Origin of the sequence: Zophobihabitans entericus (assembly GCF_011745665.1) — a bacterium.
Taxonomy (GTDB): Bacteria; Pseudomonadota; Gammaproteobacteria; order Enterobacterales; family Orbaceae; genus Zophobihabitans; species Zophobihabitans entericus.
This window is the reverse complement of sequence record NZ_CP050253.1, coordinates 1,623,656-1,643,734: the sequence shown is the minus strand read 5'-3', so window position 1 is coordinate 1,643,734 and position 20,079 is coordinate 1,623,656. Positions and strand designations below refer to the sequence as shown.

Genomic DNA, 20,079 nt, shown 5'->3' with positions numbered 1-20,079 from the left:
ATAAATTCTAACGTGAAAAATATTTGCTCTGTATTAAAAGTACTCTATACATTTCTGCTGGTTGTCGCTGCACTGATTATTTGTGGTGGTTCTGTCGGTTTTTCTGTCTTTACCGTCATCGCGTTTGGCACCTATTTTGCGCTGATCGCTTTCTTTATTTTTCTGACCGGTAAAAAACAACTTTCATTCATTATCGCCAGCAGCTTAATTATTATTCTACAACTACTTAGTCAATTAAAGGTACATTTTTATAAAGAACGACTGTTTTTTCAGGATATCTATGTTGCTCTTGACTACCGGAATTTAGAAACACTCTTGTACTATCCTTTAGGGATGGCTGCGCTGTTTGGCTTATTTTTGTTTCTGATTTTTAATATTTTTATATTTCGTAAAAGCACTCCAATTACAGGGAAAACTCGTGTTAGTTTACTGATTGCCGCATTTGTTGTTATTGGACTCAATATCTATTTAAGCAGCCAGCGTACCAATATTGAAACCTGGCAAAACCATTTACCTAAAGGCCGTGGAACAATTTCCAATCTATTTATTTCTGCTCATGAGCAAAGCTATACGCCACCTTATTTTTCACAGAGTGATAACTATTTTTTAGAGAAAATGAAAACGGTCTCGCTCACTTCTGATAATAATGTAAAAAAACCAGATATTATTGTTTTGCTACAAGAATCAACCTTTAATCCCAGATTATTTGATTTTAATAGTCAGACACTACCTGACTTAACCCTATTTAGCCAGCCAAATAGCGGATTATTACGCGTCAGAACGTTTGGCGGTGGTACCTGGATTTCAGAATTTGCGGTACTCACCGGTCTTGATCCTAATGACTTCTCTTTCCGTAAAAATTCAGTGTTTTATATCGTAGCAGAAAACATCCAAACCAGCCTGTTTAAAGAAGCGGTGGATAACGGATATCAGACAGTTGTGCTGTCTTCAATGGGATATGGCAACTACAACGCGGGACCTGCCTATACTCATTTTGGTATGCAGACTTTCTTACAACCTCAGGACTTAGGCTATCCAGGCGAGAAAGGCGCTAACCTCTGGCATATTCCAACTAAAGATCTACTGGAATGCGCTAAAAAAGTATTAGAAACCTACACGGATAAACCCCTGCTTCTCTACGTACTAACCATGGATGAGCATGGCCCATATGATGAGAACACGCCTGATCAATATCAGTTAACTCAGCTAACACAACAAGATAAGGCTTTTGTCGGACGTCTGAATGACTACTTACCACGTATTGAACGCTTAAATGCTGCAACTAATGATTTAACGAGCTATATTCAAAACCGGGCAAATCCGACACTGTTCTTCTATTTTGGTGATCATCAACCGGCTCTTAACTGGCAAGGAGAGTATAAAACTGAACTTGCCACACCAACATGGCTGACCCAATATGCGCTGACCAGTAACTACCCAATTGATAAAGCCAGTTATCCTGTGCTTGATTTGTCGCTGGCAAGTGGCATGATTCTGGAAAAGGCTAATCTGCAGGTTTCTGACTTCTATCAGGCCAATATTGCTATGCGCTACTTATGTGACGGGAAGTTAGATGATTGTGATGATAAACAGTTAGTAAATAGCTATAAACACTATATCTATCAAACCTTAAAAGATGCCGGTGAGGAAAAGTAGCGGCACCTGACCGCTCTTTTTACGAGTCATCAGCTCTTAAAGAGATCTCTCCGCCAATGAACGGTTTAATCACACCATTTTGTTCGAGTAACAGAGCACCCTGTTCATTAATACCGCGACCAATACCACGGATCACTTGTTCACCAATCAATAACTTAATCGGACGATTTAAAAAGTTATCCAGTTGATTCCAACGCTGAATAAATGGCGTAAAACCCGTTTTTTCAAACTCAACCAGCGAGGCTCTTAGAGATTGTAATAATTTAGCGACCAGCTGATTACGATCAACATTACCTAAGTTCTCAAAGCGTTGATTCACTATGTTTGGATCAGGATTGTGCATCGCCAGATTAATCCCCATCCCCATCACCACATGCGCATAGTCACCTGTGCGGCCTATCATCTCAACCAGAATACCAACCAACTTTTTATCATTTAAATATAAGTCATTAGGCCATTTTACCCGAATATCCTGTCCGGAAACCTCGCGTAAAACCTCTGCCAGAACAATACCGATCATAAGACTCAGCCCCATAGCAGCAGCAGGGCCTTGTTCTAAGCGCCAGTACATAGATAAGTACAGATTAGCCCCAAAAGGAGAGAACCACTGACGACCACGTCTGCCGCGCCCGGCTTGTTGATATTCTGCCACACACGCATCACCAGGACTCAGCTGCTGAGTTTTATTTAGTAAATACTGATTAGTCGAGTCAATAACCGGAATTACCTCTAACTGTAATTCTTTGTTTCGAGGGTAATAATCGGCAATTTTTTGCAGATTGAGCAACTGCAGAGGATAATCCAGCTTATAGCCCTTTCCCTGCACAGAGGAGAGAGCAATCCCCCACTCTTTAATGGTTTTGATATGTTTATTAATCGCCACCCGACTCATGCCAAATAAAGCACCAAGTTCTTCTCCGGAGTGAAATTGTCCGTCAGATAAAATTTCAATCAGTTTTAAAGGCTGAGTTAAGTCACGCATAGCTTAATCCTTAATCATTCATTAGAACTTCTAATGAATTTAATTCCCCATCTCGCCCCATAAAACGAATTTCCGGTTCAAGACTCACACCAAATTTTTGCAGTACCTGATTACGTACATGGCGCGCCAGTGACACGATATCATCAGAGATTGCCTGTGATTTATTTACCAGAACTAACGCCTGTTTTTCATGTACTGCGGCTCCACCAAGCTGGAATCCTTTTAAACCACACTGATCGATTAGCCAACCAGCGGCCAGTTTTACAGAACCATCAGCCTGAGGATAAGCCGGCATCTGTGGATATTGCATCTGTATTTTTGTTGCCAGCGCTTGCTCAACCACTGGATTTTTAAAGAAACTCCCTCCATTGCCTAACTTTTTAGGGTCAGGGAGCTTAGCATTACGCACTTCACACACTGTATCAAAAATCATTTTAGCGGTCACGGTCGCAGGATCCATTTTTTGCAGCTCACCATAAGCCAGAACAGGTTGCCAGTTTTTAGGTAAGCACACCCCAACATAAATGACAGCATAGCCGGATAAATACTGATGTTTAAAGATGCTTTCACGATAACCATATTGGCCATCAGTAATCGTGATGATTTTACCTGTCGCAAGCTCTAACAATTCAACGTAATCAGCAAACTTTTTAAATTCCACGCCATAAGCACCAATATTTTGAATAGGTGCAGAACCAACACAACCCGGAATCAAAGCTAAGTTTTCTAACCCGCTCATACCACTATTGACCGTCATCTCAACCAGTTTGTGCCAGTTTTCTCCGGCACCAACACGCAGCAGCCACGCCTGCTCACTTTCAGTAATTGTCATCCCTTTGATTCGGTTGACGATCACTACGCCTGAAAAATTCTCTGTAAATAAGGTATTACTGCCCTCGCCCAGAATCAGGACTGGTAATTTTTGCGCGGTCGCGTTTTGCCACACTTGTAATAACTCATCTGACGTATTTGCAGTCACTACCTGTTTCGCGGTGACAGATAAACCAAATGTATTAGGGATTAGCTGACTCATTTTTTTAACTTCCCAAGAGCGGCGGCAAAGGCATTACCCATAGCATTATTGCCTGCCTGATTACCCGAGTTGCGATCCGGCTGAGCCGCTCTCGGTGCTGCTTTCCCCACAGGTTTAGAATCAGCCGATTTAGCCGGTGCCGTTTCATCAAGTCGCATCGTTAATGCAATACGTTTACGCGGAATATCTACCTCTAAGACTTTAACTTTGACAATATCCCCGGTCTTAACCACAGTACGCGGATCTTCAACAAATTTGTTAGATAACGAAGAAATATGTACCAGACCATCCTGATGTACACCAATATCAACAAAGGCACCAAAATTAGTTACGTTGGTGACAGTTCCTTCCATAATCATACCAACTTTTAGGTCATCCATGGTTTCAACACTTTCATCAAATTTAGCAGTTTTAAACTCAGGACGAGGATCGCGACCCGGTTTGTCCAGTTCTTTAATAATGTCAGTCACCGTTGGAATACCAAAGTTATCATCCACATAATCTACTGCTTTTAAAGTACGTAGTTCAGTTGAATTACCCATCAGATCTTTTAGAGTTTTATGAGTAGCTGACAGAATTCGTTCAACAATCGGGTAAGCCTCCGGGTGCACAGATGATGCATCAAGTGGGTTTGTACCATTCATAATGCGTAAAAAGCCGGCACATTGTTCAAAGGCTTTTGGCCCTAAACGAGCGACTTTTAGTAACTGACTACGATTCACAAACTGACCATTTTCATTACGCCAGTCTACAATATTTTGAGCAATCACTTTGCTTAAACCAGCAATACGTGTCAGCAGTGCAACTGATGCAGTATTCAGATCAACTCCCACAGCATTCACGCAGTCCTCAACCACAGCGTCCAGACGCTTAGCCAGTTGTGTTTGACTCACGTCATGCTGATACTGACCCACACCAATTGATTTCGGTTCAATTTTTACCAGTTCAGCGAGTGGATCTTGCAGGCGACGAGCGATAGATACCGCACCACGAATTGATACATCCAGATCAGGAAACTCTTGTGCTGCCAGTTCAGAAGCAGAATAAACAGAAGCCCCTGCTTCACTGACAATCACTTTTTGGCCTTTTACTTCTGGGAATCTCTTTTGTACATCTAAATAAAAACGCTCTGTCTCACGCGACGCCGTACCATTACCAATTGCCACCAGCTCTACCTGATATTTAATACAAAGCGCAGCAACGATCATTGCGGCTTTTTCAGCTTGCCCGGTATGTGGGTAAATCGTTTCTGTTGCAACCAGTTTACCTGTGGCATCAACGACTGCCAGCTTAACACCGGTTCTCAGTCCCGGGTCCATCCCCATGGTGACGCGCATACCCGCTGGTGCTGACATCAGCATATCTTTTAAGTTATGGGCAAAAACATTGATCGCTTCATCTTCTGCCTGTTCACGCAGCGTCGTCATTAACTCAGTTTCCATATGCATTAAGACTTTAATGCGCCATGTCCAGTTAATCACAGCTTTACGCCATTTATCAGCAGGCTGGTCATTCAAATGAATGTGCAGATATTCGGTAATCAGCTGCTCACAATAGCTCTCTTTTGGTGGCTCATCATGCTGAGGATCGGCATTAAGTGAGAGTTGTAAAATACCTTCGTTACGACCACGAAACACTGCCAAAGCACGGTGTGAAGGCACTTTTGAGATAAGTTCACTATATTCAAAATAGTCACGAAACTTAGCACCCTCTTCTTCTTTACCCGCTACTACCTGTGACACAATATGAGCATTATTCCATAAATAGTGACGCACTTTAGCCAGCAGTCCGGCATCTTCCGCAAAACGTTCCATTAAAATATAACGGGCACCATCTAAAGCCGCTTTGGTATCAGCCACGCCTTTTTCAGCGTTCACATATTTTTCTGCTTCTGCTTCCGGATCAAGTTTGGCGTTAGTCCACAGATCATCAGCCAGTGGTTCAAGTCCTGCTTCAATAGCGATTTGACCACGCGTCCGACGCTTAGGTTTATAAGGTAAATAGAGATCTTCCAGCTCAGTTTTACTCAGCGTATCACTAATTTTTTGTGATAATTCTGGTGTGAGTTTCCCTTGCTCTTCAATTGATTTTAAGATAGTTTGACGACGATCTTCCAGTTCACGTAAATAACTTAAACGTGTATCCAGTTGACGTAATTGAGTATCATCCAGCCCTCCCGTTACCTCTTTTCGGTAACGAGCGATAAAGGGAACAGTGCTGCCCTCATCAAGTAAAGTAACGGCAGATAAAACTTGTGCTGGTTTTACATTCAACTCAGTGGCTATAATATGGCTAATCTTGGAATTCATCATAAATATATTTTCTTCAAATAAATCAATAGGTTATAAAATTATCATTATGGCTAGAAGTAATTATATAACAAGAGAGGGCTACTTGGCACTCGATCGTGAACTTAAATACTTATGGAAAGAGGAGCGACCACGTGTTACGCAAGCTGTGTCAGAGGCTGCCGCGATGGGAGATCGTTCCGAAAACGCCGAATATATTTATGGTAAGCGTCGTCTGCGTGAAATCGATCGTCGGGTACGCTTTCTCACTAAACGCTTAGAAGCACTAACTATTGTCGACCCAAGCCCACAGCAGGAAGGAAAAGTCTTTTTTGGTGCCTGGATCCGTCTTGAAGATGATAATGAGGAAGAGAAGATTTTTCGTATCGTCGGACCTGATGAGTTTGACCCGGCTAAGAAGTGGATCTCACTCGACAGCCCTGTAGCCAGAGCTTTAATTGGCCATCGGGTTGATGATGAGATTAGAGTGATGACACCTAATGGTCCGGTGACCTACTGGATTTTGGAAATCAGCTATACAACCTTAATCTAATGAATCAGATCAAAAAAGGCGCACCTTGTACGCCTTGATTAGATTTAACTGTTTAACCATTATCGTTTGATTTGTTCGCGATAATATTCCCAGGCATCTTTCTGCGTACCGTCTTTTAACTGACAGACAGAACGCACACCTTCAGCAGTGGTTTTATTGATCACCTGACCACCAACTTCTAAGCAATATTTATCAGCCGGGTTAGGAAGACCAATCGGTGCTTTTGCCAGACCTGTATCAATTGAAGTGGTTGGTTTAGCTGGCAGAGTTGGTTTTTCTGTTGGGGCAGGTGCAAGGCCTGTATCTATTGTTTGGTGATTATTGGCGCCAGCACAACCTTGAAGTAATAGCACGAGTGCAGCAAGAGCAAGATATTTTTTCATAATAACATCCTTTGTCCATATGAATTAAGAGTTGAAATTAACTCTTCGCATAGTATATGCCTGTTAACAGTCGAATGATAACAGGAAAGAGTAATTAATTTTTACAATAATTATTATTGCCCCTGTGAAAACTTACGATGCAAAACTGGCAATTCACCGCAGATTACTGAATAATAGTCATAAGACTCACTTATCTTTTTATATGGCAAGAATAATGACACAAAATTCAGCTCAGACTGGCACACTTTATATCATTTCTGCACCAAGTGGTGCCGGTAAATCCAGTTTAATTAAGGCTTATCTCAACTTATCGGATAATCACCCGACTAAAGTTTCTATCTCTCATACTACCCGTGCACCAAGACCCGGAGAGCAGCATGGTGAGCATTACTATTTTGTGGATAAAGCAGAATTTGAAGTGATGATCAGCAGAGATGATTTTGTTGAACACGCTCAGGTTTATGAGAATTATTACGGCACGTCACGTCAAGCTATTGAAGGTAATTTAGCGGCCGGTATTGATATTTTCCTGGATATAGACTGGCAGGGTGCGCAGCAGGTCAGAGCAAAAATGCCTTCGGCAAAAAGTATTTTTATTCTTCCACCCTCACTAACTGAGCTGGAAAACCGTCTGTTTCAACGCGGTCAGGATAGCCCGGAAACCATTCAAAAAAGAATGTTAAAAGCAAAATCAGAGATTTCTCATTACTCAGAATATGATTATCTAATCATTAATGATAATTTTGAGCAGTCACTATTTGAGCTACGCTGCATCATACAAACAGAGCGTTTAACACTGGATAAACAGTCTCAGCAACATCACGCTTTGCTGGAAAGTTTACTAAAGTAATAAACGAAAATAAAATATTCAAATAAATCAAAATGTTAAATTGATTAATTTTTGGAAAGTCTTGCTACATCAAGCTTTTCAAAGTTTATGATAGACAAAGACAGCATAAATTAAGTAAAATGTCAGATCATACACAAAAATTTTTGTTTGAAGATTTGAATCTCGAAAGTAAGTCACTTCAAACCCTAATTGAATCACTATAAATTAAGTCACATTGAGTAGAGGTAAATAATGGCTCGCGTAACAGTTCAGGATGCAGTAGATGAAATTGGCAATCGTTTTGACCTTGTGTTAATTGCTTCTCGACGCGCCCGTCAGATTCAGGTTGAAGGGAAATCACCACTTGTTCCGGAAGAAAACGATAAAGAAACCGTTATTGCTTTACGTGAAATTGAACAAGGTTTAATTAATAAGAACGTACTTGACACTGTTGATTATCAGCAACAACATCAGATAGAAGTTGAAGAAGAAGAGTCTCATCCAATCATTCACGAAACCGTACTGTTTGATAATTCTTCTCACTAGAATTTTCGTCTGTAGGTTCCGCTTATGCGTATCTTTGAAAATTTACATCAAATTGTGAAACGATACCTGCCTGAAAAGCAGGTTGAATGCATAAAAGAAGCCTATATTTTCGGGCGGAACGCCCATGAAGGACAAACACGCTCCAGCGGTGAGCCCTATATTACTCACCCTGTTGCCGTTGCTTCCATCCTCGCAGAAATGCGCCTTGACTACCAAACCATTATCGCCGCCTTACTACATGATGTTATCGAAGACACTCCAGTCACTTATGAAGATATCACCAATAAGTTCGGGCACCATGTGGCAGAACTGGTCGACGGTGTATCAAAACTTGATAAACTAAAATTCCGTAATCGTAAAGAAGCACAGGCAGAAAACTTCCGTAAAATGGTTATGGCAATGGTGCAGGATGTTCGGGTCATTTTGATTAAACTGGCCGACAGAACGCATAATATGCGCACGCTTGGCGCACTACGTCCGGATAAACGTCGCCGAATCGCCAAAGAAACTCTGGAAATTTACGCCCCTCTTGCTCACCGACTTGGTATTCATCATTTAAAAACAGAACTGGAAGTTCTTGGCTTTACTGCCCTTTATCCTAACCGTGCTCATGTCATTGAAAAAATTGTCAGCGCTGCACGTGGTACACGTAAAGAGATGATCCAACGGATTTTAACCGAAATTCGTAACCGTTTAGGTGAAGCAAAGATTGAAGCGAGTGTTGAAGGACTTGAAAAGAATATTTACGCCATCTATCAGAAGATGCAACTGCGTGAACAGCATTTCCATTCGATTATGGATATTTATGTGTTCCGTATCATCGTCAAAGATGTCGACACCTGTTATCGCGTACTTGGTTTAATGCACAATCTTTATAAACCAAGAGCCAGCCGTTTTAAAGATTATATCGCTATTCCTAAAGCCAATGGTTATCAATCACTACATACTTCAATGATTGGTCCACATGGCACGCCGGTTGAAGTCCAAATCAAAACAGAAGATATGGAACAAATGGCAGAAATGGGTGTCGCGGCTCACTGGGCTTATAATGAGAAAGATGAACTAAATAACACCACTGCTCAGATTAAAGCTCAGCGCTGGATGCAGAACTTACTTGAGTTACAACAAAGCGTCGGTAACTCATTCGAATTTATTGAAAACGTAAAATCTGACCTCTTCCCGCATGAGATTTACGTTTTTACACCGAAAGGTCGTATTGTTGAATTACCTGAAGGTGCCACCCCTATCGATCTGGCTTATGCCGTACATACCGATATCGGTCATCAATGCGTCGGTGCGATTGTCGATCGTAAACCTTATCCATTATCCCAGCCACTGGTTAGTGGTCAAACGGTTGAAATTGTGACTTCTCCGGAATCACGCCCTAATGCTGCCTGGCTGAACTTTGTGGTGAGTTCAAAAGCGCGTGCCAGAATCCGTCAGGCACTAAAAACGTTAGAACGTGATGATGCGATTGTACTTGGTCGTCGCCTCCTTAATAACGTGCTGACTAATGAAGGCGGTATTGATACGATTCCTCAGGAAAACATCAAGCGCGTGCTTAAGTTTATGAAACTAAAAAGCCTTGATGATCTCTTGTCGGAAATTGGTCTGGGTAATATAGTGAGTATTTTTGTAGCCAAGGGACTAGAGAAGAATCAGTTTACTGAACTGGTTTCTGGTGAGAAGAAAAAACTCAGCATTACTGGTGCCGAAAGCGTATTAGTCAGCTTTGCTAAATGTTGTCACCCGATTCCAACCGATCCGGTTATTGGCCATGTCAGTCCGGAAAAAGGACTGACCGTTCATCATGAATTCTGTCGTAATATTTCTGGTTACCAGAACGATCCAGAGAAATATATCCAGCTTGAGTGGGATGTTTCCCCTGATCAGCGATTTGTTGCAGAACTAAAAGTAGATATGCTTAACACACAAGGTGCTTTTGCCAGTATTATTTCTGCTATCAATGTTGAGTCAGCCAATGTACAAGGACTTAACACCGAAGAGAAAGATGCCAGTCTTTATACCATTACAGTTCTGGTTGAAGTTCAGGATATTCATCATCTTAGCGCGGTAATGCGTAATATCAGCCATCAGGCAGGTATTGTCAGTGTTACACGTAATACCAATTAATACTACCTGGTCAAAGCGCGGTAAATATCATGTCATCCCGCTTACTTAACCATATTCAGGTAAGCTCACTGAGTGGTATTGGCGCAGCCTCTCTGGCTAAATTCCATAAATTAAATATCTATACAGTGCAGGACTTACTGCTGCATTTTCCTTTCCGCTATGAAAACCGTGCTAATACTGCATCCATTGGTGAGGCCCTGCCCGGTCAGTATGTGACGCTGGAAGGTAATGTACTCACTACCGGCATAACTTTTGGCAGACGTCGTATGCTGGTCAGTAAAATATCTGACGGCACCGGCGTATTAACCATGCGCTTTATGAACTTTAATAACGGTATGAAAAACGGGCTGGCTGAAGGTGTACGGGTGAAAGCTTATGGCGAGATCAAGCGTGGTAAAACCGGACCAGAGATGTTTCACCCTCAGTATCAGGTTATTTCAGCCAATATTCCGGCACCAACAACAGCTGCTGATGATAACCTGACGCCAATCTATCCCACCACTGACGGGCTGACCCAAAATGTCATCCGTAAGGCGATTAAACAGGCTTTACTCTTGCTACAGCGTAATCCCCCGGAAGAGCTCTTCCCGGACTCTTTAGCTACGGGTTTAATGCCTGTGCGTGAAGCGTTAGAAATTTTACATCAGCCACCAGCCGATATGGATGTTTCAGAGCTGGAAACAGGCCACCATCCTGCTCAAATCCGTTTAGTGTTTGAAGAGTTACTGGCTTATCACCTGAGTATGCTGGCAGTCAGAAGCCACAATCAGCAGCAACAGGCTTATTCGCTGACTCCATCCGTGGATTTAATCACACAATTTTTACAACAACTTCCATTCAAACCAACGGGCGCGCAGCAAAGAGTGATTCAGGATATTAAGCAGGATATGCAACTGAATATCCCGATGATGCGTTTAGTACAGGGGGATGTTGGGTCAGGTAAAACGCTGGTTGCTGCGATGTCTGCTCTGTTTGCTTTGAGTAATGGTAAGCAAGTTGCTCTTATGGCTCCAACTGAAATTCTGGCAGAACAACATTTTAATAACTTTAAACGCTGGTTTGAACCACTAGGTATTTCTGTTGATTTAGTCTCTGCCAAATTACAAGGCAAAGCGAAACAGACTCAGCTGGCAGCAATCGCAGCCGGTGAATATCAGATGGTGATAGGGACCCACGCTATCTTCTATGATAAAGTAGGCTTTCATGACTTAGCTTTAGTGATTATTGATGAACAACACCGTTTTGGTGTTAATCAGCGTTTAAGTTTGTGGGAAAAAGGTGCTCATAATGGTAATGCGCCACATCAACTGATTATGACCGCCACGCCAATTCCAAGAACACTGGCAATGACCGTTTATGCCGATCTGGATGTTTCTGTGATTGATGAACTGCCACCTGGCCGAACTCCGATTAAAACTGCGGTGGTTTCCAATACCAGACGTGGTGAAATTATTGAGCGCGTCAAAGAAGTTTGCCTGTCCGGTCGTCAGGTTTATTGGGTGTGTACATTAGTTGAAGAGTCCGAAGTCCTTGATGCTCAGGCAGCAGAAAGTATTACTGAAGATCTGCAAAAAATTCTGCCAGAGATTGTCATTGGTCTGGTTCATGGCCGTATGAAACCAGATGAAAAACAAGCTATCATGCAAGCCTTTAAACAAGGCGATATTCAACTGCTCGTTGCCACTACTGTAATTGAAGTTGGGGTGGACGTTCCTAATGCCAGCCTGATGATCATTGAAAATGCTGAACGTTTAGGACTTTCTCAGTTGCATCAATTACGCGGGCGCGTTGGACGTGGTGCAGCGGCTTCTCACTGCGTGCTGATGTATCAGGCACCACTCTCAAAAACAGCACAATCCCGCTTACAAGTGATGCGGGAAACCAATGACGGCTTTATCATCGCCCAGAAAGACATGGAACTACGCGGAATTGGTGAAATACTGGGAACCAGGCAAATTGGTGCTGCAGCTTTTAAAGTGGTAGATTTAGCCCGCGATCAGCACCTGATTGCCGAAGTTCAGCGTACTTCTCGTTATTTACAACAAACTCATCCGGAGAAAGTACAGCAACTGATCGACTGCTGGCTACCAGACAGAGAAAAATATATTAACGCTTAATAAAGCACTAATTCACTCTATCCTGCATCTCCGGCAAATAAGCCCAAAACCGAGCTGGCATAGCACGGCGTTGTTGTTTTAAATTAATACGTTCTTTAATAGTAAGCGCCTTAAAATAGCGCTGCCACATCAAAGTAATCAGCTTATCATCTTCATCCTGATACTTCTCGTTTAAACGATGATGAACTAAAAAGTCATCTGCTTCACTCAGGGTCATTTCCACTATTTTTTCTAAATCGTAGTAGAAACCATAACCACGCTTTTCATCATAAATTGCCCACTTCTGATCAGAAAATCGATCTTTAAAATGGGGTAAAACCAAAGGCAAGACATTATAGGTGGGTGCGACAGGAGCAAAAAAGACATCGTCTGCCGTCTTGTTAAATCTAACCATCATGCTGATAAAATGCATATCACAGCCTACTTTCTTAGCCAGCTTTAAAACAGCCATGACGTCTTCATCAGCAAAGTTACTCTCGATATTCTGCTGATGGTCAAATACCTTACAGATATATCGGAACAACAGCATCTCCCGCTCAGGTACTTCAGATAGCCAGACTTTAGTCAGATTATTTAGGGCACTCTTTGAGAGCTTTTTTTTCAGCGCAGTGAGTACCCGCTCATATTTACCGTTAGCAGTTTCAACCGTATGCTCAAAAGTAGTCAGTAGTGGCGGCACATCGCCAGTTACCAGAATATGTTCAGGGAAATATTTCAGCTTATAGGCATCAAAAATGACACAGAGTAACCCCTCAAAGGTCTGATCATAATAAGCGATTTTCATATTAGTTAAATCCAAAGCCCAGTTGTTCCGGCATAGCTTTATTTTCCAGCGCTTTATAAGCCGCTTTAGGTTCAGCCAGTAAAAGCCGTAAACGCTCTGGTGATGTTTCATTCACGGAGACAATTTTATGCATCCCCTGACAGGTCAGGAAATATTGTGCCCGCTTTAAAACCACACCAATACGTTTTAGTCCGTCAAGGGTTAAAGCCCCGTGTTGTCTGGCCGCCACAATCAGACGCGCTGATTTAACACCTACTCCCGGTATTCTGAGAATCTTTTCATAACTGTCCCGATTTACATCCACCGGAAACTGTGCCGGATTACGTAGCGCCCATGACAATTTAGGGTCGATTTCTAAGTCCAGCTCCGGGTGCTCATCATTAACGATTTCATGCACGTTAAACTGATAAAACCGCATCAGCCAGTCAGCCTGATACAGACGATTTTCACGTACCAGCGGCGTCTCTTTACCAACCGGCAGACGTTTATCATAGCTATTTACCGGAATGAAACCTGAATAGTAAACACGCTTCATGCTTGGTCTTTGATAGAGTGACGAAGTAAGTTGCAGGATATCTTTATCTGTCTCATCAGTGGCACCAATAATAATCTGCGTACTTTGACCTGCTGGTGCAAATCTGGGTGCAGAACGAAACTTTTTACGCTCCTCCTGACTGATGATAATACCCCGCTGGATATCATGCATGGGCCGGTAAATACTTTGATGATCTTTTTCCGGTGCTAACAGTTTTAGATTTTGTTCAGTAGGAATTTCCAGATTAATACTCAGCCTGTCAGCATATAAACCTGCCTGATGAGTGAGTTCTTTACTGGCTCCTGGAATGGTTTTCATATGAATGTAACCATGATACCCGTGAGTCTCACGTAGCTCTTTCACTACCCGAATCATTTTTTCCATCGTGTGATCCGGGTTTTTAATCACACCGGAACTTAAGAATAGTCCTTCAATATAGTTACGACGATAAAACTCGATAGTGAGTTCTGCCAACTCTTTAGGCGAAAAAGCAGCACGCTGAATATCATTGCTGCGTCTGTTAATACAATACGCGCAATCATACATACAAAAGTTAGTCAGCATGATTTTCAGTAAGGAGACACAGCGTCCATCTTCGGTAAAACTATGGCAAATTCCCCAGCCACTGGCACTACCGATACCACCAGATTTATTTTTTCTGGTCGTACCACTGGATGAGCATGAAACATCATACTTTGCAGATTCAGCGAGGATTTCGAGTTTTTTTAATGTGCTCTCTTGCATAATATTCGTTTATTTATACTGTATATAAACACAGTATAAATAAACGAAGCAGATTTGTCATTAGAAATGTCTAATAAATACGCAGAATTATTTTTTAAAATAATAAGGGGCTAACTTCTGAATTAGCGTTTGTTCTGTCTCTTTACTGCAACGGCAATCGCCTAGCTTAATAGAGGGTTTAGTTTTACCATGGAAATCACTACCGCAAGTAATTAAACAACCACGTTGCTGCGCCTGAGACAGATAAAACTGAATCTGTTCTTCTGAATGATAACTACTGTAAACCTCAATCCCTTTCACACCTTGTGCCAGTATGCTGACTAATAACTTTTCACTCTCGTGAATATTATTACCCGGATGAGCTAAAACAGGGATACCACCCGATTCAACTATATATTTAATGGCTTCATTTAAGCTAATGTAATTAATCGCCACATGTGCAGGTTTACCCGGCGCACAAAAATCCCAGTGGAAGTTAACATAAGGATTATTGCTACGTTTACCACCAGCTAAATAAGGCATTGTTAACGGATGATCTTTATTCTCCGGCTCATAAATGGAAGCTTCGGCAATCATTTCACCAATAATCACACCATGTTTGCTTAGCTTATTTAGCTTGTCATGATTGATATAAATACCCAGTTTTTCAACCAGCCCGACACGCTGCACGGATTTTTGTTGTTCCTGCTTTAGAATATCAGCTTCAATTTTGGCAAATGCTGGATAATTGGGATCAACGCCGTAGCCAAGAACATGCAGATGTGTACCTTCATGAACACAATCAATTTCAATACCTGAAATCAGAGTAAGCCCATATTGCTGAGCAGCCTGATAAGCTTCAGCTGTACCTTTAGTTGAATTATGATCAGTTAAAGCAAAATATTTCAATCCACTTTCGGCGCACATTTTAACCAGTTCAGTTGGTGTAAATTCACCATCGTCGCTGTGTGCAGAATGCATATGTAAATCAATAATATTTTTTTGCATAATTCATCCTTATTATAAATTTATAACTATTTGATTAATATACAGTTTTAATTAAACTAAAGTTCTATTGCTTCCATCCAGATATTTGGTGTCATTAAAGACAAGCCAGACAGATGACGTCTTAACATATCCAGTGCCACGGTTGAAAAAATATCCTGCAACATAGTACGACTATATATTCTGCTGATATATTTCAACTGATAGTGATAGGTTTTTTGCTGAGTATCCAGCACGACTTCAAACGTCTTTTGTTCCTGCTTATAATCACCAAGAACTAACGCAATATCAGTATGATTTTTTTGGCGTAGTGCTTTAGCATATTCAACTAAACTGGTTTGCTGATTGCGAGTCACTTCTGAACCTGTCAGCGGTGCTTCTGCATCATATAACTGATAAGCCATCAAACCTGCTGTGTACTGTTCTGAAACCGTTAAAGATAATCCCTTCTCAGTCAGTAGCTCTGTCACCAGTTTAGGTAAACCGACAGTTCCTTCATAAATAGTATTATCGCGTACATAGCCTTTCAATTGCTGCCAGACCTTTTCCATTTCTGCTTGTTTAGTCCCGGGTCCGGTCAGTTTCAGCTCAATAATTGGCATGGCTGAACGGTAGCCCAGATCGACGTTTTCTGGCAGTTTAAGCTGGCTTTCAAGCTCTGCTGCAATCTCACTTTCAGAACGGCCAAGCGTGGTTAAGCGATAGCAAACCGGAGTAACAATATTTGGAAACATCTGTTTTAAACGAGGTAAGATCTCATCTTTTACCATGACCTTAAATTCAGAAGGCACACCCGGGGTAAAAAACAGTGAACAACCGTTGAGCTTAACTAAAAACCCACAAGCTGTACCGACCGGGTTATTAATAATCGTGGCACTCTTAGGAAGCATTGCTTGTTTACGATTAGTGGGTGACATTGGTCGGCCACGCTGCGCAAAGTAGCGTTCCATCTCAGCGATCCACTCTGCATGTTCAACCAGTTCTTCGTTATTGGCCATGGCCGCAGCTAAAGCACTTAAATCGTCGCTGGTTGGCCCAAGACCGCCATTGACGATCAACACATCATTTTGCTTACTGCGTTCACGCAACATATCCACAAGTTGATTTAAATTATCACCCGCCGTCACGCGGGACGTAATAGGAAAACCCTGCTGGAATAAAAAGTCTGATAACCAGGCTGAATTTGTGTCAACAATTTGCCCGTACAATACTTCATCGCCGGTACTTAGCATCTCTATTCGCATTGTGTCATTTTTATTCATTTTAAACCGCCTGAAACTCATTAAATAATATTATGATGATGACGATGAACCTGAGCCATCATCCATCTGATCCTTACTTTGAATCATACGAACAGCCAGATAGAGATCTGACACCAGTTCCAGATGATTCTTATCTAAATCAATATGCATATCACTAAACCAGCGTTCTAAAGTCCCTTTACGACCAGCCAGAACGAGCACCGCATCCCGCACTTTAAATGCCCGTATCAGTTCTTCCACCCCAGAAAGCACGCTAACATCAGGATAGGTAAAGCTAGGTACTGCATCAACGATCACCCATTTTATCGGTGTTGGTGACTCATCAATTAAAGTCAGTACTCGGCGCTTGAAATAAGCGATATTGAAATAAGTTAATGGCGAGTTAAAGCGATAAATCATAACATTAGGAATCGGGTTAACATCCATTTTAATGGTGTGAATCAGACCTGCTCCATCCACACCAAGCAGTTGTTCTGACGGACGGAAAACAGTTCTTAAAAAGAGTAATAAGCCGAGTAAAACTGCCAGCCCCATACCCGGAATAATACCGATAATAAGTACTGCCAGCAGTGTAACCAGACTTAAGTAAAAAGCATCCCGGTTACGATTGCGTAACTGGAAAATAGATTTTAAATCAATTAACGACCAGGACGAATAAATAAGCACAATACCAAGTACACAAACCGGTATAAATTGTAGCGGAGAAAGTAAAAATATCACCACGATGCCGATAATCACAGCGGCAATAATAGAGACCAACTGCGTTTTACCACCATTAGCATCGTTCACCGCCGTACGTGAAGAGGTACCGCTAACCACAAAGCCCTGAGAAAGCCCGGCAACAATATTGGCAATACCTAAAGCACGGAACTCAACATTGGCATCAATATCATAGTTATTTTTAGCGGCAAAGCTACGTGCAGTAATCATCATACTCACAAAGCAGATGACTGCAATATTGATAGATGGCACGACCAGTTCACGGCTGAGGCCGATTTCAAAACTGTTCCATGAAGAGAGCGGTAAACCTTCTGACGTAATATGACCGATGATACTAATATCATAAGATTCAAAATTAATCAGCCATGAGCAGAACGTCATAATCACTACAGCAATCAGTGGTGCCGGCCAGCGTGATTTAAATTTCTTAATCACAATTAAAATAACCAGTGTCGCCAGAGAAACCAGAACGGTATTTACATGAGCACTGGTAATCATCATCATGGGGAGTTCAATTAAGCGTTCAATAAAACCGGAGGCTTCAAATTTAAAGCCGCTGGCTTTACCGATCTGGTCAATAATAATCGTAAAGGAGATACCGTTTAGCAGGCCGATCAAAATAGGTCTGGATAACAGATCTGCCAGTGCCCCTAGATGTAAACGACTGGCGAGGATACACCAGCCACCAATCATCAGCGTCATGATAATAACCAATTGCCAGCGTAACACCGGATCGCCAAAAGCCAGTGGTGTAACAACTGCGGCAATGACCGCACATGTTGCAGTATCAGGACCAATAATTAACTGGCGGGATGAGCCAAATAACGCATAAGCAATTAACGGTAAAATCGTTGAATACAGGCCTGCAATTGCTCCAACTCCGGTTAATTCAGCATAGGCAATTGACACAGGTAAAGCTACCGCAGCTACAGATAGCCCGGCTTTCATGTCATAACTTAAATTTTTACGTTCATATGAGAATAAACTGCCAAGTCCCGGCATATATCTAAATAAACGCTGAAAGAATGTGCGCTGTGTTAAATTAATCATCTTTATTTTAAATTATATCCCTTTAAATTTATTTATTATTTTTAGATTATTTGCCTGCGATGCTCATATTTTCCAGCAGTACCGAACCACACTGAATACTGCTACGTCTTTCAATATCTGAACCAATTGCCACAATACCAGAAAGCATCTCTTTTAAATTACCAGCAATGGTAACTTCACTCACCGGATATTGAATTTGTCCATTTTCAACCCAAAATCCGCTAACTCCACGGGAATAATCGCCGGTAATAATATTCACGCCTTGTCCCATTAACGAGGTAACCACTAAGCCACGATGTAACTTTTTCACCATCGTGTCAAAATCACCGCCATTTGTGGTTAGCTGCCAGTTATGTATACCGCCGGCATGACCGGTTGATTTTAAACCTAGTTTTTTAGCAGAATAATTACTTAATAGATAAGTTTGTAATCGTCCCTGCTCAATAATATTACGTTCAATTGTCAGCGTTCCTTCATTATCAAATGGGGAGGAACCAAGCCCTTTACGTAAATGAGGAAGTTCCGTAATAGTTAACCATTCCGGGAACACTAACTCACCCACTTTATCCAGTAAAAACGTCGATTTACGATAGACGGCACCACCGCCAATAGCGCTTGCAAAATGGCTAAATAAACCGGTAGCCACATTGGCACAAAATAGCACCGGAGCCTGAGTCGTTTCAATTTGTCTAGCACCTAAGTGAGACAACGTACGCTCCGCAGCTGACTGACCGATTAGCTCCGCACTCACTAAATCATAGCTATCTCTGGCTACAGTATAGTCATAGTTACGTTCCATTTGACCGTTCTGTTCAGCAATCACACTACAAGAGAGTGAATGTCTGCTGGCACAATAACTTTCCAGCATGCCATAGCTATTACCATAGACATGAATACCATAACTACTGCTGTATGAACCACCATCGCTACGTGTTATTCCAGCATGACTTAATGCAATTTGCTCAGCAATTTGTGCTTGTTTAATTGCTTCATCCACATTTAGCTCATCTGGATAAAACAGATCTAAATCTGGTGGATTAAATGCTAATAACTCTTTATCACCAAGTCCTGAATAAGGATCGGGTGAGGTATATTTCATAATATCCAGTGCTGCTTTAACCGTTTGTAAAATAGCCGGGAAAGAGAGGTCATTGGTAGACGCATTACCTTTACGCTGCTGATGGTAAACCGTAATCCCCAGTCCGCCATCACTATTAAACTCAACGTTCTCTGTCTCACCCATATGAGTACTGACATTAATTCCGGTTGATTTAGAGATAGAAACTTCTGCAGCGTCAGCTTCTTTCATCGACTCAGACAGAGCATAAGCGACCGCTTCTCTCAATATTTGTTGTTGACGAGCAACATCTTCTTTAATTTTACGCGTTGTCATAATAGCTAATATTAATATCGGTTATTTATTTTCTACAATTATGTCCATCATACGTTATAATACCGAACAATAAAATCGATCACTAAC

The 20,079-nt window shown here is 41.7% G+C and carries 16 protein-coding genes; 6 read left to right on the top strand and 10 right to left on the bottom strand.

Annotated elements, in window-relative coordinates:
* The first annotated feature begins 12 nt into the window (after nucleotides 1–12).
* On the top strand, nucleotides 13–1,656 hold the full coding sequence (locus tag IPMB12_RS07495; protein WP_166916458.1) for a sulfatase-like hydrolase/transferase: 1,644 nt from the start codon (nucleotides 13–15) through the stop codon (nucleotides 1,654–1,656).
* A gap of 19 nt (nucleotides 1,657–1,675) precedes the next feature.
* On the opposite strand, the gene birA is transcribed toward IPMB12_RS07495, so the two are convergent.
* The 3 genes from birA to IPMB12_RS07480 are packed head-to-tail and all read right to left on the bottom strand — an operon-like array spanning nucleotide 1,676 to nucleotide 5,983.
* Nucleotides 1,676–2,638 carry a bifunctional biotin--[acetyl-CoA-carboxylase] ligase/biotin operon repressor BirA gene (birA, locus tag IPMB12_RS07490; RefSeq protein ID WP_166916456.1) on the bottom strand — a complete coding sequence of 321 codons (963 nt, stop codon included), beginning with the start codon at nucleotides 2,636–2,638 and terminating at the stop codon, nucleotides 1,676–1,678.
* Between the two features lie 10 nt (nucleotides 2,639–2,648).
* Entirely contained in the window at nucleotides 2,649–3,671 is a 1,023-nt protein-coding gene (murB, locus tag IPMB12_RS07485) for a UDP-N-acetylmuramate dehydrogenase (protein ID WP_166916454.1), read from the bottom strand.
* Nucleotides 3,668–5,983 (bottom strand): Tex family protein, encoded by a 2,316-nt coding sequence (locus IPMB12_RS07480; RefSeq protein ID WP_166916452.1) that lies wholly within the window; start codon nucleotides 5,981–5,983, stop codon nucleotides 3,668–3,670. Before IPMB12_RS07480 ends, murB begins: the two co-directional genes overlap by 4 nt.
* 46 nt (nucleotides 5,984–6,029) lie before the next feature.
* Between IPMB12_RS07480 and greB the strand changes: the two genes are divergently transcribed.
* Nucleotides 6,030–6,512: a transcription elongation factor GreB gene (gene greB, locus IPMB12_RS07475; protein WP_166916450.1), complete on the top strand. Its 483-nt coding sequence runs from the start codon at nucleotides 6,030–6,032 to the stop codon at nucleotides 6,510–6,512.
* A 59-nt stretch (nucleotides 6,513–6,571) separates the two neighbouring features.
* On the opposite strand, the gene IPMB12_RS07470 is transcribed toward greB, so the two are convergent.
* A complete protein-coding gene (locus IPMB12_RS07470) occupies nucleotides 6,572–6,895 on the bottom strand; it encodes a putative hemolysin (RefSeq protein ID WP_166916448.1) in 324 nt (107 codons plus the stop codon).
* Nucleotides 6,896–7,109: 214 nt separating this feature from the next.
* Here IPMB12_RS07470 and gmk point away from each other — a divergent pair, with 214 nt between their 5' ends.
* From gmk to recG, 4 genes are all read left to right on the top strand, one after another.
* Nucleotides 7,110–7,745, top strand: a complete 636-nt coding sequence (gene gmk, locus IPMB12_RS07465; protein ID WP_166916446.1) for a guanylate kinase — start codon at nucleotides 7,110–7,112, stop codon at nucleotides 7,743–7,745.
* A 231-nt stretch (nucleotides 7,746–7,976) separates the two neighbouring features.
* Complete coding sequence (gene rpoZ, locus IPMB12_RS07460) at nucleotides 7,977–8,270, top strand: DNA-directed RNA polymerase subunit omega (RefSeq protein ID WP_166916444.1); 294 nt, start codon at nucleotides 7,977–7,979, stop codon at nucleotides 8,268–8,270.
* Nucleotides 8,271–8,294: 24 nt separating this feature from the next.
* Nucleotides 8,295–10,403: a bifunctional GTP diphosphokinase/guanosine-3',5'-bis pyrophosphate 3'-pyrophosphohydrolase gene (gene spoT, locus IPMB12_RS07455; protein WP_166916442.1), complete on the top strand. Its 2,109-nt coding sequence runs from the start codon at nucleotides 8,295–8,297 to the stop codon at nucleotides 10,401–10,403.
* A gap of 29 nt (nucleotides 10,404–10,432) precedes the next feature.
* Nucleotides 10,433–12,520: an ATP-dependent DNA helicase RecG gene (recG, locus tag IPMB12_RS07450; RefSeq protein WP_166916439.1), complete on the top strand. Its 2,088-nt coding sequence runs from the start codon at nucleotides 10,433–10,435 to the stop codon at nucleotides 12,518–12,520.
* Between the two features lie 7 nt (nucleotides 12,521–12,527).
* On the opposite strand, the gene IPMB12_RS07445 is transcribed toward recG, so the two are convergent.
* From IPMB12_RS07445 to pmbA, 6 genes are all read right to left on the bottom strand, one after another.
* Complete coding sequence (locus IPMB12_RS07445; RefSeq protein ID WP_166916437.1) at nucleotides 12,528–13,304, bottom strand: TIGR03915 family putative DNA repair protein; 777 nt, start codon at nucleotides 13,302–13,304, stop codon at nucleotides 12,528–12,530.
* Between the two features lies 1 nt (nucleotide 13,305).
* On the bottom strand, nucleotides 13,306–14,583 hold the full coding sequence (locus IPMB12_RS07440) for a putative DNA modification/repair radical SAM protein (RefSeq protein ID WP_166916435.1): 1,278 nt from the start codon (nucleotides 14,581–14,583) through the stop codon (nucleotides 13,306–13,308).
* A gap of 87 nt (nucleotides 14,584–14,670) precedes the next feature.
* Complete coding sequence (locus tag IPMB12_RS07435) at nucleotides 14,671–15,570, bottom strand: PHP domain-containing protein (RefSeq protein WP_166916433.1); 900 nt, start codon at nucleotides 15,568–15,570, stop codon at nucleotides 14,671–14,673.
* Nucleotides 15,571–15,626: 56 nt separating this feature from the next.
* A complete protein-coding gene (locus tag IPMB12_RS07430) occupies nucleotides 15,627–16,829 on the bottom strand; it encodes a nicotinamide mononucleotide deamidase-related protein YfaY (RefSeq protein WP_208293455.1) in 1,203 nt (400 codons plus the stop codon).
* A gap of 30 nt (nucleotides 16,830–16,859) precedes the next feature.
* The gene (locus tag IPMB12_RS07425) at nucleotides 16,860–18,599 is read right to left on the bottom strand and encodes a SulP family inorganic anion transporter (protein WP_208293454.1); all 1,740 of its coding nucleotides are present in this window, start codon (nucleotides 18,597–18,599) and stop codon (nucleotides 16,860–16,862) included.
* Nucleotides 18,600–18,645: 46 nt separating this feature from the next.
* Nucleotides 18,646–19,992, bottom strand: a complete 1,347-nt coding sequence (gene pmbA / locus IPMB12_RS07420; RefSeq protein WP_166916431.1) for a metalloprotease PmbA — start codon at nucleotides 19,990–19,992, stop codon at nucleotides 18,646–18,648.
* Nucleotides 19,993–20,079: the final 87 nt, after the last annotated feature.

Excerpts from the sequence above, each read along its gene's own strand:
- IPMB12_RS07445 (WP_166916437.1), bottom strand. The coding sequence starts at position 13,304 with ATGAAAATCGCTTATTATGATCAGACCTTTGAGGGGTTACTCTGTGTC.
- murB (WP_166916454.1), bottom strand. The coding sequence starts at position 3,671 with ATGAGTCAGCTAATCCCTAATACATTTGGTTTATCTGTCACCGCGAAA.
- IPMB12_RS07425 (WP_208293454.1), bottom strand. The coding sequence starts at position 18,599 with ATGATTAATTTAACACAGCGCACATTCTTTCAGCGTTTATTTAGATAT.
- pmbA (WP_166916431.1), bottom strand. The coding sequence starts at position 19,992 with ATGACAACGCGTAAAATTAAAGAAGATGTTGCTCGTCAACAACAAATA.
- recG (WP_166916439.1), top strand. The coding sequence starts at position 10,433 with ATGTCATCCCGCTTACTTAACCATATTCAGGTAAGCTCACTGAGTGGT.
- IPMB12_RS07440 (WP_166916435.1), bottom strand. The coding sequence starts at position 14,583 with ATGCAAGAGAGCACATTAAAAAAACTCGAAATCCTCGCTGAATCTGCA.
- IPMB12_RS07435 (WP_166916433.1), bottom strand. The coding sequence starts at position 15,570 with ATGCAAAAAAATATTATTGATTTACATATGCATTCTGCACACAGCGAC.
- gmk (WP_166916446.1), top strand. The coding sequence starts at position 7,110 with ATGACACAAAATTCAGCTCAGACTGGCACACTTTATATCATTTCTGCA.
- IPMB12_RS07480 (WP_166916452.1), bottom strand. The coding sequence starts at position 5,983 with ATGATGAATTCCAAGATTAGCCATATTATAGCCACTGAGTTGAATGTA.
- greB (WP_166916450.1), top strand. The coding sequence starts at position 6,030 with ATGGCTAGAAGTAATTATATAACAAGAGAGGGCTACTTGGCACTCGAT.
- IPMB12_RS07430 (WP_208293455.1), bottom strand. The coding sequence starts at position 16,829 with ATGAATAAAAATGACACAATGCGAATAGAGATGCTAAGTACCGGCGAT.
- rpoZ (WP_166916444.1), top strand. The coding sequence starts at position 7,977 with ATGGCTCGCGTAACAGTTCAGGATGCAGTAGATGAAATTGGCAATCGT.
- IPMB12_RS07470 (WP_166916448.1), bottom strand. The coding sequence starts at position 6,895 with ATGAAAAAATATCTTGCTCTTGCTGCACTCGTGCTATTACTTCAAGGT.
- birA (WP_166916456.1), bottom strand. The coding sequence starts at position 2,638 with ATGCGTGACTTAACTCAGCCTTTAAAACTGATTGAAATTTTATCTGAC.
- spoT (WP_166916442.1), top strand. The coding sequence starts at position 8,295 with ATGCGTATCTTTGAAAATTTACATCAAATTGTGAAACGATACCTGCCT.